This window comes from Citrobacter tructae, assembly GCF_004684345.1.
Classification (GTDB): domain Bacteria; phylum Pseudomonadota; class Gammaproteobacteria; order Enterobacterales; family Enterobacteriaceae; genus Citrobacter; species Citrobacter tructae.
In genome coordinates this window covers 379,269-396,402 of the sequence record NZ_CP038469.1, presented here as the reverse complement: position 1 = coordinate 396,402, position 17,134 = coordinate 379,269, and the positions used below count along the sequence as shown (strand labels likewise).

The 17,134-nt window shown below is 55.5% G+C and carries 10 protein-coding genes; 8 read left to right on the top strand and 2 right to left on the bottom strand.

Going from position 1 to position 17,134, the window contains the following annotated elements; all coding sequences use genetic code 11:
- Window positions 1-26: 26 nt before the first annotated feature.
- A complete protein-coding gene (locus E4Z61_RS02425; RefSeq protein ID WP_135321374.1) occupies window positions 27-3,356 on the top strand; it encodes a diguanylate cyclase in 3,330 nt (1,109 codons plus the stop codon).
- On the opposite strand, the gene alkA is transcribed toward E4Z61_RS02425, so the two are convergent.
- Window positions 3,324-4,193, bottom strand: a complete 870-nt coding sequence (gene alkA, locus E4Z61_RS02420) for a DNA-3-methyladenine glycosylase 2 (protein ID WP_135321373.1) — start codon at window positions 4,191-4,193, stop codon at window positions 3,324-3,326. The genes E4Z61_RS02425 and alkA overlap by 33 nt on opposite strands.
- Before the next feature lie 136 nt (window positions 4,194-4,329).
- Between alkA and yegD the strand changes: the two genes are divergently transcribed.
- Window positions 4,330-5,682 (top strand): molecular chaperone, encoded by a 1,353-nt coding sequence (gene yegD / locus E4Z61_RS02415; RefSeq protein ID WP_135321372.1) that lies wholly within the window; start codon window positions 4,330-4,332, stop codon window positions 5,680-5,682.
- A gap of 99 nt (window positions 5,683-5,781) precedes the next feature.
- Here the strand turns inward: yegD and ibsA are convergent, their stop codons facing one another.
- Window positions 5,782-5,841, bottom strand: a complete 60-nt coding sequence (gene ibsA, locus E4Z61_RS02410) for a type I toxin-antitoxin system toxin IbsA (RefSeq protein WP_135324854.1) — start codon at window positions 5,839-5,841, stop codon at window positions 5,782-5,784.
- 278 nt (window positions 5,842-6,119) lie between these two features.
- On the opposite strand from ibsA, the gene E4Z61_RS02405 reads away from it, so the two are divergent.
- Genes E4Z61_RS02405 through baeR form a run of 6 tightly spaced genes read left to right on the top strand, consistent with a single transcriptional unit; the run spans window position 6,120 to window position 17,101 of the window.
- Complete coding sequence (locus tag E4Z61_RS02405) at window positions 6,120-7,367, top strand: MdtA/MuxA family multidrug efflux RND transporter periplasmic adaptor subunit (RefSeq protein ID WP_135321371.1); 1,248 nt, start codon at window positions 6,120-6,122, stop codon at window positions 7,365-7,367.
- A complete protein-coding gene (locus tag E4Z61_RS02400; RefSeq protein WP_135321370.1) occupies window positions 7,367-10,489 on the top strand; it encodes an MdtB/MuxB family multidrug efflux RND transporter permease subunit in 3,123 nt (1,040 codons plus the stop codon). Before E4Z61_RS02405 ends, E4Z61_RS02400 begins: the two co-directional genes overlap by 1 nt.
- The gene (gene mdtC, locus E4Z61_RS02395) at window positions 10,490-13,570 is read left to right on the top strand and encodes a multidrug efflux RND transporter permease subunit MdtC (protein WP_135321369.1); all 3,081 of its coding nucleotides are present in this window, start codon (window positions 10,490-10,492) and stop codon (window positions 13,568-13,570) included.
- The gene (gene mdtD / locus E4Z61_RS02390) at window positions 13,567-14,979 is read left to right on the top strand and encodes an MFS transporter (protein ID WP_135321368.1); all 1,413 of its coding nucleotides are present in this window, start codon (window positions 13,567-13,569) and stop codon (window positions 14,977-14,979) included. Before mdtC ends, mdtD begins: the two co-directional genes overlap by 4 nt.
- Window positions 14,979-16,382 carry an envelope stress sensor histidine kinase BaeS gene (gene baeS, locus E4Z61_RS02385; RefSeq protein ID WP_135321367.1) on the top strand — a complete coding sequence of 468 codons (1,404 nt, stop codon included), beginning with the start codon at window positions 14,979-14,981 and terminating at the stop codon, window positions 16,380-16,382. The genes mdtD and baeS overlap by 1 nt, the downstream gene beginning before the upstream one ends.
- Window positions 16,379-17,101, top strand: a complete 723-nt coding sequence (gene baeR / locus E4Z61_RS02380) for an envelope stress response regulator BaeR (RefSeq protein ID WP_135321366.1) — start codon at window positions 16,379-16,381, stop codon at window positions 17,099-17,101. Before baeS ends, baeR begins: the two co-directional genes overlap by 4 nt.
- Window positions 17,102-17,134 lie beyond the last annotated feature (33 nt).

Here is a 17,134-nt window from a genome sequence, read left to right as displayed (position 1 = left end):
ACTTCGGCTATTCGGGTAAAGTGGTAATGAGTAAACAATCCCAACATGTTTTAGTTACCTTACCGCATCCTCTACTGCGCCTGGCCAGTTTAGGTCTGGTGGCGTTTATCTTTACATTGTTCTCGCTGGAGCTGTCGCGCTACGGTACGCAGCTGGCGCCGCTGTGGTTCCCGACGTCGATCATGATGGTAGCCTTTTACCGTCATGCAGGAAGGATGTGGCCGGGGATCGCATTGGCATGCTCATTTGGCAGTATCGGCGCGTCGTTGTTGTTCTTCCCGACCGCAACGCTAAACTTCGTCTACACCGCCATCAATATTATTGAGGCCGTTGCGGGCGCCATGTTATTGCGCAAGCTGTTGCCCTGGTACAACCCCTTACAAAATCTGAATGACTGGGCGCGTCTGGCGTTCGGCAGCGCCGTGGTCCCTCCGCTGTTGGGCGGCTTTTTGATGTGGCTGCTGCTTCCGGGTGAAACCTCGTTAAATACGTTTCTCATTTGGGTGCTTTCAGAATCCATCGGCGCACTCGCGCTGGTGCCGTTAGGTTTGCTGTTTAAGCCACATTATCTGCTGCGCCACCGCAATCCCCGTTTATTGCTTGAGACGCTCATCACCCTGCTGGTGACCTTAACATTCAGTTGGTTGTCAATGATGTACGTTCCATGGCCGTTTACCTGCGTGATTGTTTTGCTAATGTGGAGCGCCGTGCGCCTGCCGCGTATGGAAGCGTTTTTGATTTTCCTCAGCACTGTGATGATGGTCTCGCTGATGCTGGCCGCGAACCCTGCGCTGCTCTCCACCTCGAAAACGTTCGTTATGTCCAGCATGCCGTGGCTGCCATTTTTGATGATTCTGTTACCGGCCAACATGATGACCATGGTGATGTACGCGTTTCGCGCCGAACGTAAACACATCTCAGAAAGCGAAACGCGTTTTCGCAACGCCATGGAATACTCCGCCATCGGCATGGCGCTGGTGGGCACCGAAGGGCAATGGCTGCAGGCCAACAAAGCCTTGTGTCAGTTTCTGGGCTACAGTCAGGAAGAGCTGCGCTCTCTGACCTTCCAGCAGTTGACCTGGCCGGAAGATCTAAACAACGACCTTGAGCAGTTGCAAATGCTGGCACGTGGCGAAATCAATAGCTATTCGATGGAAAAACGCTATTACACCCGCGCAGGCGAAGTCGTGTGGGCACTGCTGGCTGTTTCACTGGTCCGTCATAGCGATAATACCCCGCTCTACTTTATTGCCCAGGTTGAAGACATTAACGACCTGAAGCACACGGAGTGGATCAATAAACGGTTGATGGAACGCATCACGCTGGCGAATGAAGCCGGTGGTATTGGCATCTGGGAATGGGAGTTGCAGCCGGATGTGATCAGCTGGGATAAGCGCATGTTCGATCTCTATGAGGTCCCTGCGCACATCAAACCCAGTTGGCAGGTCTGGTATGACTGCGTGGTGCCCGAAGATCGCGAACATGCCGAAAGCGTGATTCGCGATTCCCTGGCGGCACGCATTCCTTTCAAACTCGAATTCCGCATTGCGGTCAAAGACGGCATTCGGCATATCCGCTCACTGGCTAACCGGGTGCTGAATAAAGACGGTGAAGTTGAACGTTTGCTCGGCATCAACCTGGATATGACTGAGGTGAAGCAACTCAATGAGGCGCTGTATCAGGAAAAAGAGCGTTTGCATATTACGCTGGATTCCATCGGCGAAGCAGTGATTTGTATTGATGTCGAGCTGAACGTCACCTTTATGAATCCGGTGGCCGAAAAAATGAGCGGCTGGTCGCAGGAGAGTGCGTTGGGGATCCCGCTACTGACAGTACTGCGCATTACCTTCGGCGATAACGGTCCGCTGATGGAAAATATCTACAGCGCCGATATGTCGCGTACAGCCATTGAGCAAGAGGTGGTTCTGCATTGTCGTAACGGCACCAGTTACGATATTCAGTACAGCATCACGCCGCTCAGCACCCTCGACGGCGGTAGCATCGGGTCCGTGTTGGTTATTCAGGATGTCACCGAGTCGCGCAAAATGTTGCGTCAGCTCAGTTACAGCGCATCGCATGACGATCTCACGCATCTGGCTAACAGAGTCAGCTTCGAGAACCATCTGAAACAATTGCTGCACGCTGTACACAATTCACATCAGCGTCATGCACTGGTCTTTATCGATCTGGACCGTTTTAAAGCCGTCAACGATAGCGCCGGTCATGCCGCAGGCGATGCCTTGCTGCGCGAACTGTCTTCACTGATGCTCAGCATGCTGCGTTCCAGCGATGTGCTGGCGCGTCTTGGCGGCGATGAGTTCGGGCTGCTGCTACCGGATTGTAATATCGAAAGTGCCCGATTTATCTCTGGTCGCATCATTAGCGCCATCAACGATTACCACTTTACGTGGGAAGGTCGCTTACACCGCATTGGCGCCAGCGCCGGGATCACGCTGATCGATGACAAAAACCATGTTGCCACCGAGGTGATGTCCCAAGCGGATATCGCCTGCTATGCGGCTAAAAACAGCGGTCGTGGGCGGGTATGCGTCTATGAACCACAGCAGGGCCAGGCGCATGCGGCGCGAGGGCTGCTGTCGCCGGATGAACAGCGCAAGGTCATAACCCACAACCCAATACTGATGGTCGCCCGCGGCGTCGCGTCACCGCGCATTCCTGAGACATTTAGCTTCTGGCTTCTCTCTTTACGCTTATGGAACAGCGAAGGGGAAGTCATTGAGGAACAGGCTTTCCGTGCCGGTCTGCTCGATCCCGCACTCAATCACGCCCTCGACCGTCGGGTATTGAATGAATTTTTCCAGCATTCAGCCTCTGCGGTTGCCAGTAAGGGACTCAGCATCGCCCTGCCCCTTTCCGCCGCCGGGTTGCTCAATCCCGTGTTGGTTGATGAACTGCTGGAATTGGTGGAAAGTAGCCCACTACCACCACGGTTATTGCATCTGAGCGTGCCGGTAGAAGTGATAAAAACCAATCCAACGCAGGCCGTCTCCGCAATCCATCGACTGCGTCAGGCGGGTTGCCGCATCATTTTAGGCAACGTAGGCCGTGATTTAGAGGTGTTTGATAATCTCAAGTATCACGTAGCCGATTACCTGTTACTCGACAGCGAACTTAGCGCCAGCGCACACGGCAATCTGACGGACGAAATGTGGGTTTCTATTATTCAGGGCCACGCACAACGTCTGGATATCAAAACTATCGCCGGTCCGGTACAAATACCGCTGATTATGGATGCCCTGTCCGGCATCGGCATCGATATGATTTATGGCGATATCATTGCCGACGCCCAACCGCTGGATCTGCTACTCAACACCAGTAATTTCGCTATCAACTGACGGTTGCCAGCCTTCCGTATACCAGATATGCAGCAGCGCGTAGGAACGCCAGGGCTTCCAGCGCTCTGCGTAGCGCCGGATTTGCGCCGGTGTCATGCCAGGAAAACGCTGTTTAATCAGGTAATCATCCGGGAGAAAAATGTCCTTCGCCTGCCAACCGCGCAGCGCAAAGTAGTTGGCCGTCCAGCGCCCAATTCCCGGAAACGTTTGTAGTTGCTTCACCCCCTGCTCGATATCAAGTGGGGCAACGGGCAGAAGCGTGCCATCCAACGTCGCCTGAGCCAGATGAATCAGCGCTTCTGCACGTTTGAGCGGCATGCCTAGCGCTTTCAGGTCCAGCGGTTGTGCGGCGGCCAGTGCCTCAGGGGTAGGAAAGCAGACATACTCTGGCGCATCGGCAAGCGTATCACCATAGAGATGTGCCACCTTCGCCGTCAGTTTCGCTGCCATCGCCACGCTGACCAACTGACCCAAAATCGCGCGCACACCTTGTTCAAAAGCATCAACCGAGCCCGGTAACCGCAGTCCAGGACGCGCCGTTCCCAGACTCCCCAATGCGCTGACGATTTGTTGCGGACAGCAGTTCAGATCGAACAACCGCTCTATTTTTGCCAGACACTCGTGGGCTACGGGCTGCAGTCCAGGGCTTAACGTCACCTGCAGCACGTTGGCTTTCAGGTCCGGTACGACGCTCACCACCCCGCGATGCTCGCCAATCGCCAGACTTCTTGCATAATGCAATGTACTTACGGTTTCTACACCACCAACGGCACGGGCAGCCAGAAACCCCAGCATCCAGGGCCAGTCGTAGGGCGGTTGCCAGCTCAGAGTAAACATGTAAGCTTCCTTTTTTTGCCAGCCTACAGCATAAACGTTATCCCGACGATGCGCCTTGCTTTCATATTCCAGTTGTCGGGGCGACAACATTTCGCTAAAGTCTCGCCCCTTCTTCACTGCCCTGGGGAGTTTTACGGTGTTTATTGGTTTTGACTACGGTACGGCGAACTGTTCAGTGGCCGTCATGCGTGATGGGCAGCCTCAATTGCTCAAAATGGAAAATGACAGCACGCTGCTGCCCTCTATGCTTTGTGCCCCTACGCGTGAAGCGGTCAGCGAATGGCTGTATCGCCATCATGATGTCCCGGCAACGGATGACGAAACGCAGGCATTGCTGCGTCGAGCGGTGCGCTTTAACCGCGAAGAAGACATCGATGTTAACGCCAATAGCGTGCAGTTTGGTCTGGCATCTCTGGGTCAATATATTGACGACCCTGAAGAGGTCTACTTCGTGAAATCCCCTAAATCGTTTCTGGGCGCCAGCGGCCTGAAACCGCAGCAGGTTGCGCTGTTTGAGGATTTAGTCTGCGCGATGATGCTGCACATCCGCAACCAGGCACAGAATCAACTCCCCGAAGCCATTACCCAGGCCGTCATCGGTCGCCCGATAAACTTCCAGGGGTTAGGCGGCGACGACGCCAACGCCCAGGCGCAGGGTATTCTTGAGCGCGCGGCAAAACGCGCTGGTTTTCAGGATGTGGTGTTTCAGTACGAGCCTGTCGCGGCGGGACTGGATTACGAAGCCACGTTGCAAGAAGAAAAACGCGTACTGGTGGTGGATATTGGCGGCGGTACCACCGACTGCTCGTTGCTGCTGATGGGGCCGCAGTGGCATCAGCGCGCCGATCGCGAAACCAGCCTGTTAGGTCACAGTGGGTGTCGCGTAGGCGGTAACGATCTGGATATCGCGCTGGCCTTTAAACACCTGATGCCGTTACTCGGCATGGGAGGCGAAACCGAAAAAGGTATCGCATTACCTATTCTGCCCTGGTGGAACGCCGTCGCCATTAACGATGTCCCCGCACAAAGTGATTTTTACAGTACCGCCAACGGTCGATTGTTGAACGATCTTATCCGTGATGCTCGTGAAGCAGACAAAGTCGCGCTGTTACTCAAAGTCTGGCGCGAGCGTCTGAGCTACCGCCTGGTACGTAGCGCTGAAGAAAGCAAAATTGCGCTTTCCGCTCAGGCAAACGTCACGGCGGCACTGCCGTTTATCAGTGATGAACTGGCTGCCGCAATCAGCCAACAGGGGCTGGAAACTGCGCTCAATCAACCACTGGCACGTATTCTGGAGCAGGTGCAACTGGCTCTGGATAATGCCCAGGAAAAACCGGATGTCATTTATTTGACCGGCGGCAGCGCACGCTCACCGCTTATCAAAAAGGCGCTTGCCGAACAGCTTCCGGGGATCCCGATTGCCGGGGGCGATGATTTCGGCTCGGTTACCGCAGGTCTGGCGCGCTGGGCGGAAGTGGTTTTCCGCTAAGTGGCTCGCAGGCTGAAAAGTGCGCGTATTGACATCACCGTTGCTGTAGCTTATTTTCAGGAGTGAGGGTTAGGGAGGGTTTCCCCTCCCCCTGGTGTCTTAGTAAGCCTCGAAGCTAATCACTAAGAGTATCACCAGTATGATGACGTGCTTCATCATAACCCTTTCCTTATTTTGGCCCCTTCCTCGGGAGGGGCTTTCCCGTTCCAGCGTCCGGCTGAAATCCTTGGCTTACCTCCTTTTGCCTTGTCCGCACTCTATCGCACTATTACTCGTTCGCTATTTTCGCCGCTAATTGTTGCGTAACGCCTCGCAAAGCCGCGCCGTCATTCAGACGAATCCCGACAGTGTTTCATAATTCCTCCATCTTTCTCCCTTGATCGCTGGCTAAACTAGTATCATTCCGCGAAACGTTTCAGGATGAGAAACTTATAACAATGAAAGGCAGTAACAAATCCCGCTGGGTGATAGCAATCGTGATCGTCGTGGCCGCCATCGTCGCATTTTGGTTCTGGCAGAGTCGCAGTGAATCTCAGGGGAACGCACCCGGGGCTACCGGGCAAGCACAGCATGCCGCAGGCTCGGGCCGTCGCGGAATGCGTTCCGGACCGTTGTCTCCCGTGCAGGCCGCCACCGCCACGGAGGAAGCAGTTCCACGCTACCTGACGGGCTTGGGCACCGTTACTGCGGCTAACACCGCAACGGTACGTAGTCGGGTCGATGGCCAACTCATCGCGTTACACTTTCAAGAAGGACAGCAGGTGAAAGCCGGCGACCTGCTGGCAGAGATAGACCCCAGCCAGTTCAAAGTCGCTCTGGCTCAAGCGCAGGGGCAGTTAGCCAAAGATAAAGCCACACTGGCAAATGCCCGTCGCGATCTCGCCCGCTATCAGCAACTGGTTAAAACCAACCTGGTCTCTCGCCAGGAACTGGATGCACAGCAGGCGCTGGTGAACGAAACGCAAGGGACGATTAAAGCCGATGAAGCCAGCGTCGCCAGCGCACAGTTGCAGCTCGATTGGTGCCGCGTCACCGCTCCTGTTGATGGGCGCGTCGGTCTGAAACAGGTCGATGTGGGCAACCAAATCTCCAGCAGCGATACCACCGGGATTGTCGTCATTACGCAAACGCATCCCATTGACCTTATCTTCACGTTGCCTGAAAACGATATTGCAACCGTGCTACGGGCGCAAAAAACGGGCAACCCGCTGAAAGTTGAGGCCTGGGATCGCACCAATTCACAGAAACTTAGCGAAGGCATTCTGCTCAGTCTGGACAACCAGATTGACGCCACCACCGGCACCATCAAAGCGAAAGCCCGTTTTAACAATCAGGACGACACACTGTTCCCGAACCAGTTCGTTAACGCCCGGATGCTAGTCGACACTGAACAAAACGCCGTCGTGATCCCCTCTGCTGCATTACAAATGGGCAATGAAGGCCACTTTGTCTGGGTGCTAAATACAGAGAATAAGGTCAGTAAACATCTGGTCAAACCGGGTATTCAGGACAGTCAAAAAGTGGTGATTACTGCCGGACTGTCGGCAGGCGATCGCGTCGTCACCGACGGTATTGACCGCCTGACGGAAGGGGCAAAAGTGGAAGTTGTTGAGGCACATGCCGCCACGACCGCAGACGATAAAGCCACCGCACGCGAGTACGGCAAAAAAGGAGCGCGCTCCTGATGCAGGTGTTACCTCCGGGCAACACAGGCGGCCCATCGCGCCTGTTTATTTTGCGCCCTGTCGCCACCACGCTGCTGATGGTGGCTATTTTACTCGCCGGGATTATAGGCTATCGCTTTCTGCCCATCGCGGCGTTACCAGAAGTGGATTACCCTACCATTCAGGTGGTGACGCTCTATCCTGGTGCCAGTCCGGATGTAATGACCTCCGCCGTTACCGCCCCACTTGAGCGCCAGTTCGGTCAGATGTCCGGCCTGAAACAGATGTCATCACAAAGCTCCGGTGGCGCATCGGTGGTGACATTGCAGTTCCAGCTAACGCTGCCGCTGGACGTCGCCGAACAGGAAGTTCAGGCTGCTATTAACGCCGCCACCAATTTATTACCGAGCGATCTGCCCAACCCGCCGGTGTACAGCAAAGTTAATCCGGCAGATCCGCCGATCATGACTCTGGCCGTCACCTCTACCGCCATGCCAATGACGCAGGTGGAAGATATGGTGGAAACACGCGTGGCGCAGAAAATTTCTCAGGTCTCCGGCGTGGGTCTGGTCACGCTGTCAGGCGGGCAACGCCCGGCTGTACGCGTAAAACTTAACGCACAGGCCATTGCCGCACTGGGACTGACCAGCGAAACCATCCGTACCGTTATCACCGGTGCTAACGTTAATTCAGCAAAAGGCAGCCTTGACGGCCCAACGCGTGCCGTCACCTTGTCAGCCAACGACCAGATGCAGTCTGCCGATGAATATCGTCAGCTAATTATTGCCTATAAAAACGGTGCACCTGTGCGCCTTGGCGATGTCGCCACCGTCGAACAAGGGGCGGAAAACAGCTGGCTGGGCGCGTGGGCCAATAAGCAACAAGCCATTGTGATGAACGTTCAGCGCCAGCCCGGTGCGAACATTATCTCCACCGCAGACAGCATTCGCCAGATGCTGCCGCAGTTGACGGAAAGCCTGCCAAAATCGGTCAACGTTACGGTACTTTCGGATCGCACGACCAATATCCGCGCTTCCGTTTCTGACACCCAGTTTGAACTGATGCTGGCGATTGCACTGGTGGTGATGATTATTTACCTGTTCCTGCGCAATATTCCGGCAACGATTATTCCCGCTGTCGCCGTGCCGCTGTCACTGATTGGCACCTTTGCGGTGATGGTTTTTCTCGATTTTTCCATCAATAACCTGACGCTGATGGCGCTCACCATCGCCACAGGTTTTGTGGTCGATGACGCGATTGTGGTTATCGAGAATATTTCGCGCTATATCGAAAAAGGGGAAAAGCCGCTGACCGCCGCCCTGAAAGGTGCAGGCGAGATTGGTTTTACCATCATCTCCCTGACGTTTTCGCTGATCGCGGTATTGATCCCGCTGCTATTTATGGGCGATATCGTCGGGCGATTATTCCGTGAGTTCGCCGTCACGCTGGCTGTCGCGATTCTGATTTCCGCCGTCGTGTCGCTGACCCTCACGCCAATGATGTGCGCCCGCATGCTCAGCCAGGCGTCGTTACGTAAGCAAAACCGCTTCTCCCGCGCCTCGGAGAGAATGTTTGAACGTGTCATCGCCGGATACGGTCACTGGCTGGCAAAAGTGCTCAACCACCCGTGGCTGACGCTTGGCGTCGCACTCGGCACGCTGGTGCTCAGCGTCATGCTGTGGGTCTTTATCCCAAAAGGCTTCTTCCCGATCCAGGATAACGGCATTATTCAGGGTACGTTGCAGGCACCGCAGTCCAGCTCATTTGCCAACATGGCGCAGCGCCAGCGCCTGGTCTCTGATGTGATCCTCAAGGATCCGGCAGTAGAAAGCCTGACCTCGTTCGTCGGCGTTGACGGCACCAACCCGGCGTTGAACAGCGCGCGCCTGCAAATTAACCTCAAGCCACTGGATGAACGCGATGACCGCGTGCAAAAAGTGATCGCCCGCCTGCAGGATGCGGTGGATACCGTTCCCGGCGTCGATCTCTATCTCCAGCCCACACAAGATCTGACGATTGATACCCAGGTAAGCCGGACACAGTACCAGTTTACGCTGCAAGCTACCTCTTTGGACGCCCTCAGCACCTGGGTGCCGCAGCTGTTGGAAAAACTGCAGCAGTTACCTCAGCTGTCTGATGTCAGCAGCGACTGGCAGGACCAGGGACTGGTAGCCTATGTGAATGTTAATCGTGACAGCGCCAGCCGTTTAGGCATCAGCATGGCAGATGTCGATAACGCGCTGTATAACGCCTTCGGGCAACGATTGATTTCAACCATTTACACCCAGGCAAACCAGTATCGGGTGGTGCTGGAACATGACACAGCCAGCACGCCAGGGCTTTCCGCGTTGGACACCATTCGCCTGACCAGCAGCGACGGCGGGATCGTACCGCTTAGCACCATCGCCAGCGTCGAACAACGTTTTGCGCCATTGTCGATTAACCATCTCGATCAGTTCCCGGTCACAACTATCTCGTTCAACGTGCCGGACAACCAGTCGCTGGGCGATGCGGTAGAGGCGATTCTGCAGGCTGAAAAAACGCTAAATCTGCCGTCGAGTATTACGACCCAGTTCCAGGGCAGCACGCTGGCCTTCCAGGCTGCGCTGGGCAACACCATCTGGCTGATTGTGGCGGCAGTGGTCGCGATGTATATCGTGCTCGGCGTGTTGTATGAAAGCTTTATTCACCCCATCACTATTCTCTCCACGTTGCCAACTGCGGGCGTCGGGGCGCTGCTGGCGCTGATGATTGCCGGAAGTGAGCTGGATGTTATCGCGATCATCGGCATTATTTTGCTGATCGGGATCGTCAAGAAAAACGCCATCATGATGATCGACTTTGCACTTGCCGCGGAACGCGAACAGGGCATGGCACCACGTGACGCCATTTTCCAGGCGTGTCTGCTGCGTTTTCGCCCGATCCTGATGACCACGCTGGCAGCGCTGCTGGGGGCGTTGCCGCTGATGTTAAGTACCGGCGTAGGCGCGGAGTTGCGCCGTCCATTAGGGATTGGCATGGTCGGCGGGCTGCTGGTGAGTCAGGTCTTAACCCTGTTTACCACGCCGGTGATTTACCTGCTGTTTGACCGGCTGTCGCTGTACGTGAAAAACCGCTTTCCGCGTCAGGAAGAGGAAGCGTAAATGAAATTTTTCGCTCTTTTCATTCATCGTCCGGTAGCGACCATTCTCATTTCTGTCGCCATTACGCTGTGCGGCATTCTGGGTTTTCGCCTGTTACCGGTCGCCCCGCTACCGCAGGTAGATTTTCCGGTGATCATGGTGAGCGCATCGCTACCGGGGGCGTCCCCCGAAACTATGGCGTCGTCCGTCGCAACGCCGCTGGAACGCTCACTTGGACGCATAGCGGGCGTGAATGAAATGACCTCAAGCAGTTCGCTTGGCAGCACGCGCATTATTCTTGAATTTAACTTCGATCGCGACATCAACGGCGCGGCGCGGGACGTTCAGGCCGCCATTAACGCCGCACAAAGCCTGCTACCCAGCGGAATGCCCAGCCGTCCGACTTACCGGAAGGCTAACCCTTCTGATGCGCCGATCATGATCCTGACGCTCACGTCGGATACGTATTCACAGGGTGAGCTGTACGATTTCGCCTCCACACAACTGGCGCAAACCATCGCGCAAATTGACGGCGTTGGCGACGTGGACGTCGGCGGCAGTTCCCTGCCCGCCGTGCGCGTTGGCCTGAATCCGCAGGCACTGTTTAACCAGGGTGTTTCACTGGACGATGTGCGTAGCGCTATCAATAGCGCCAACGTACGACAGCCTCAGGGAGCGCTGGAAGACAAAACCCGCCGCTGGCAAGTGCAAACCAACGACGAGCTAAAAACCGCGTCTGAATATCAACCGCTGATTATTCACTACAACAACGGTGCCGCCGTGCGTCTGGGTGACGTTGCGTCCGTCACTGACTCTGTGCAGGATGTGCGTAACGCCGGGATGACCAATGCCAAACCGGCCATTCTGTTGATAATCCGCAAGCTCCCGGAAGCCAATATCATCCAGACGGTAGACAGCATTCGGGCCAAACTACCGGAATTACAAACGCTGATCCCAGCCGCCATCGATTTGCAAATTGCCCAGGATCGTTCGCCGACCATTCGGGCGTCGCTGGAGGAAGTAGAGCAGACGCTGGTTATCTCCGTCGCGTTGGTTATCCTGGTGGTGTTTGTCTTCCTGCGTTCCGGTCGCGCAACGCTGATCCCCGCCGTAGCGGTTCCGGTCTCGCTGATTGGCACCTTTGCCGCCATGTATCTGTGTGGGTTCAGCCTGAACAACCTGTCGTTAATGGCGCTGACCATTGCCACGGGGTTTGTGGTCGATGACGCCATTGTGGTGCTGGAAAATATATCCCGTCACCTGGAAGCGGGAATGAAGCCTCTCCAGGCTGCGTTACAGGGTACACGTGAAGTGGGCTTTACGGTGCTCTCCATGAGTCTGTCGCTGGTAGCGGTCTTCCTGCCGCTGCTGCTCATGGGTGGCCTGCCGGGACGACTACTGCGCGAATTTGCCGTGACCCTGTCAGTTGCCATCGGTATCTCATTGCTGGTCTCGCTAACGCTCACGCCAATGATGTGCGGCTGGATGCTCAAATCCAGCGCCCCACGTGAGCAGTCACGCAAGCGAGGATTTGGCCGAGTGCTGGTCGCTTTGCAGCAGAGCTACGCCACCTCACTGCAGTGGGTATTACGTCATACGCGAATGGTAGGCGTCGTGTTACTGGCAACTATTGCGCTCAACGTCTGGCTGTATATTTCCATCCCCAAAACCTTCTTCCCGGAGCAGGACACCGGGGTATTAATGGGCGGGATCCAGGCCGACCAGAGCATTTCGTTTCAGGCGATGCGCGGGAAGTTGCAGGATTTTATGAAGATCATTCGCGACGATCCAGCAGTGGATAACGTCACCGGTTTTACCGGCGGCTCCCGCGTCAACAGCGGCATGATGTTTATTACCCTCAAGCCGCGCGGAGAACGCCAGCAAACCGCTCAGCAGGTGATCGACAGGCTGCGCGTCAAGTTAGCCAAAGAGCCGGGCGCAAACCTGTTTCTGATGGCGGTGCAGGATATTCGCGTCGGCGGGCGTCAGGCCAACGCCAGCTACCAGTACACGCTGCTGTCGGATGATCTTGCCGCACTGCGGGAATGGGAACCAAAAATCCGTAAAGCGTTAGCCACCCTGCCCCAACTGGCTGACGTCAACTCCGATCAGCAAGACAACGGCGCGGAGATGAATCTGACCTACGATCGTGACACCATGTCACGTCTAGGGATCGACGTTGAGGCCGCCAACAGCCTGCTGAATAATGCCTTTGGTCAGCGGCAAATATCGACTATCTACCAGCCGATGAATCAGTACAAAGTGGTGATGGAGGTCGACCCACGCTACACCCAGGACATCAGCGCGTTGGATAAGATGTTCGTCATTAATGGCGACGGAAAGGCTATCCCGCTTTCGTACTTTGCCAAATGGCAACCGGCGAACGCCCCGCTGTCGGTGAACCATCAGGGGCTGTCTGCCGCCTCAACCGTGTCGTTTAACCTGCCGACCGGTGCTTCGCTTTCTGAGGCAACAGAGGCCATTAACAGAACCATGACCCAACTTGGTGTTCCCTCAACGGTGCGCGGCAGTTTCGCCGGAACGGCACAGGTCTTTCAGGACACCATGAACTCACAGGTGATCCTGATAATCGCCGCCATCGCAACGGTCTACATCGTGCTGGGCATGTTGTATGAAAGCTACGTTCATCCCCTGACCATCCTCTCGACGCTGCCTTCTGCCGGCGTCGGCGCGCTACTGGCGCTGGAGCTGTTCAATGCCCCGTTCAGCCTAATCGCCCTGATAGGGATCATGCTATTAATTGGCATTGTGAAGAAAAATGCCATCATGATGGTCGATTTTGCGCTGGACGCGCAGAGAAACGGTAAGCTGACACCGGAAGAGGCGATTTTCCAGGCCTGCCTGCTGCGTTTTCGCCCAATAATGATGACCACGCTGGCGGCACTGTTTGGTGCGCTACCGTTGGTGTTATCGGCAGGCGACGGCTCTGAACTGCGCCAGCCATTGGGGATAACCATTGTCGGCGGGCTGGTCGTGAGCCAACTCCTGACGCTGTACACCACTCCAGTGGTGTATCTCTTTTTCGACCGTCTGCGTCTGCGTTTTTCGCGTAAAAACAGCAACCCGGTAGCAGAGTTATGACAGAACTTCCCGACAGCACCCGCTGGCAACTTTGGATTGTGGCATTCGGCTTTTTTATGCAGTCGCTGGATACCACCATCGTCAACACCGCGCTTCCCTCGATGGCCAAAAGCCTCGGGGAAAGCCCGTTGCATATGCATATGGTCATTGTGTCATATGTATTAACCGTAGCGGTGATGCTGCCCGCCAGCGGCTGGCTGGCGGACAAGATTGGCGTACGTAATATTTTCTTCACCGCCATCATTCTGTTTACTCTTGGCTCGCTGTTTTGCGCCTGGTCCAGCACGCTCAATGAACTGGTTATGGCGCGTGTGTTACAGGGCGTCGGCGGCGCAATGATGGTGCCAGTCGGCAGGCTAACAGTGATGAAAATTGTCCCACGCGAGCAGTATATGGCAGCGATGACTTTCGTCACCTTGCCGGGCCAAATTGGCCCGTTGCTCGGTCCGGCGTTAGGCGGCATTCTGGTGGAGTACGCGTCCTGGCACTGGATTTTCCTGATTAACATTCCGGTCGGTATCGTTGGAGCAATAGCCACATTAATGCTGATGCCTAACTACACCATGCAAACCCGACGCTTCGATCTTTCAGGATTTATGCTGCTGGCAGTTGGCATGGCGGTACTTACGCTGGCGCTGGATGGCAGCAAAGGCAGTGGGATCTCTGACATTACGCTGGCGGCGCTGATTATCTGCGGCGTGCTGGCAATTCTGCTGTACATCAGGCACGCCAGAAATAACCCACGCGCGCTGTTCAGTCTGCATCTGTTTCGCACACCCACCTTCTCGTTAGGTTTGTTTGGCAGCTTTGCCGGGCGCATTGGTAGCGGTATGTTGCCGTTTATGACGCCGGTATTTTTGCAGATTGGGCTGGGGTTTTCACCGTTTCATGCCGGGCTGATGATGATTCCCATGGTGTTAGGCAGTATGGGCATGAAGCGTATCGTGGTACAGGTCGTCAACCGGTTCGGCTATCGTCGGGTGCTGGTTGCCACCACGATTGGCCTGTCGCTGGTCAGCCTGCTGCTGATGGCCACCGCGCTGCTCGGATGGTATTACGCCCTACCCTTCGTGCTATTTTTACAAGGAATGGTCAACTCCACCCGTTTTTCATCAATGAACACCCTGACTTTAAAAGACTTACCTGACGATCTCGCCAGCAGCGGAAACAGCCTGCTGTCGATGATCATGCAGCTGTCGATGAGTATCGGGGTAACCATCGCCGGTCTGCTGTTGGGTATGTTTGGTCAACAGCATATCGCCATCGACAGCGGTAGCACGCATACCGTCTTTATGTACACCTGGTTGTGCATTGCGCTCATTATTGCGCTGCCTGCCATTATTTTTACCCGCGTGCCGAACGACACGCAAACCAACGCGGTGATTTCACGGCGCAAAAGGAGCTCCTGATGACGTTCTGGCGGCCCGGTATCACCGGCAAACTGTTTCTGGCAATTTTCGCCACCTGCATTGTGTTGCTGATCAGTATGCACTGGGCCGTACGTGTCAGCTTCGAACGCGGATTTATTGACTACATCAAGCACGGTAACGAACAGCGACTGCAAATGCTCAGCGATGCATTGAGCGAGCAGTATGAGCAGCACGGTAACTGGCGATTCTTACGCAACAACGATCGCTTTGTTTTTCAGATCCTGCGCTCTTTTGAACATGACAACGACGATGACAAGCCAGGCCCCGGAATGCCACCGCACGGCTGGCGCACCCAGTTTTGGGTTATTGACCAAAACGCCCGCGTACTGGTCGGCCCGCGTGCTCCGGTCCCCCGCGACGGTATGCGCCATCCCATCCGCGTCAACGGTAGCGAAGTGGGTGCCGTGATCGCCTCTCCCGTGGAGCGCTTAACGCGTAATACGGATATTAATTTCGACATGCAGCAAAGGCGTTCTAGTTGGCTGATCGTCGCACTCTCCACGATCCTGGCAGCGCTGGCAACGTTTACGCTGGCGCGCAGTCTGCTGGCCCCGGTCAAACGGCTGGTTGAAGGTACGCACAAACTGGCTGCGGGCGATTTCACCACCCGCGTTGCGCCGACCAGTACGGATGAACTGGGTAAACTGGCGCAGGACTTCAACCAACTCGCCAGTACGCTGGAAAAAAACCAGCAGATGCGTCGTGATTTTATGGCCGATATTTCTCACGAACTGCGCACGCCGCTGGCGGTTTTGCGCGGCGAACTGGAAGCAATTCAGGATGGCGTCCGCCAGTTCACCCCTGATTCCGTAGCCTCTTTACAGGCCGAAGTGGGTACGCTCACCAAACTGGTAGATGATTTACACCAGCTCTCCATGTCCGACGAGGGGGCGCTGGCTTATCAGAAAACATCGTTGGATCTGATCCCTCTCCTGGAAGTAGCAAGCGGTGCGTTTCGCGAACGTTTTGCCAGCCGCGGGCTTACGATACAGCTCTCGCTGCCGGACAGCATGACGGTGTTTGGCGACAGGGATCGCCTGATGCAGCTGTTTAATAACCTGCTGGAAAATAGCCTGCGTTACACCGATAGCGGCGGCGGGTTGCACATCAGCGCCGAACAACGCGAGCGTATGGTTTTATTAACCTTCGCTGATTCCGCTCCCGGAGTAAGTGACGACCAGTTGCAGAAACTGTTTGAGCGATTTTATCGCACAGAAGGTTCCCGTAACCGCGCCAGCGGAGGCTCCGGCCTGGGTCTGGCGATTTGCGTCAATATCGTCCAGGCGCATAATGGGCATATCCGTGCCGCCCATTCGCCTTTTGGCGGGGTTAGCATTACAGTAGAGTTACCGCTGGAACGCGATTTACAGAGAGATGTATGACTGAGTTACCCATTGATGAAAACACGCCACGCATCCTGATCGTGGAGGATGAACCCAAGCTGGGGCAATTGCTTATCGACTACCTGCGGGCCGCAAGCTATGCGCCGACGCTCATCAACCACGGTGATCTGGTATTACCTTACGTGCGCCAGACGCCACCCGACCTGATTTTGCTGGATTTGATGCTGCCCGGCACCGACGGTCTGACCCTGTGTCGGGAAATTCGTCGATTCTCTGACGTGCCCATCATGATGGTCACCGCCAAAATCGAAGAAATTGACCGCCTGTTGGGACTGGAGATCGGTGCCGATGACTACATTTGTAAACCCTACAGTCCGCGCGAAGTTGTTGCCCGCGTGAAGACGATCCTGCGTCGCTGTAAACCCCTGCGCGAACTGCAGCAACTGGATGCCGCCAGCCCGCTCATCGTTGATGAAGGCCGTTTTCAGGCATCATGGTGTGGGAAGATGCTCGACTTAACCCCCGCGGAATTCCGCTTACTGAAAACGCTGTCGCATGAGCCGGGAAAAGTGTTCTCCCGCGAGCAGTTGCTCAATCATCTGTACGATGATTATCGCGTCGTCACCGATCGCACCATCGACAGCCACATCAAAAACCTGCGTCGCAAGCTAGAGTCGCTGGACGCCGAGCAGTCGTTTATCCGTGCGGTATACGGTGTGGGGTATCGCTGGGAAGCGGATGCCTGTCGGATAGCGTAATTAAAAAAATCTCACACTACGCGGATATAGGCT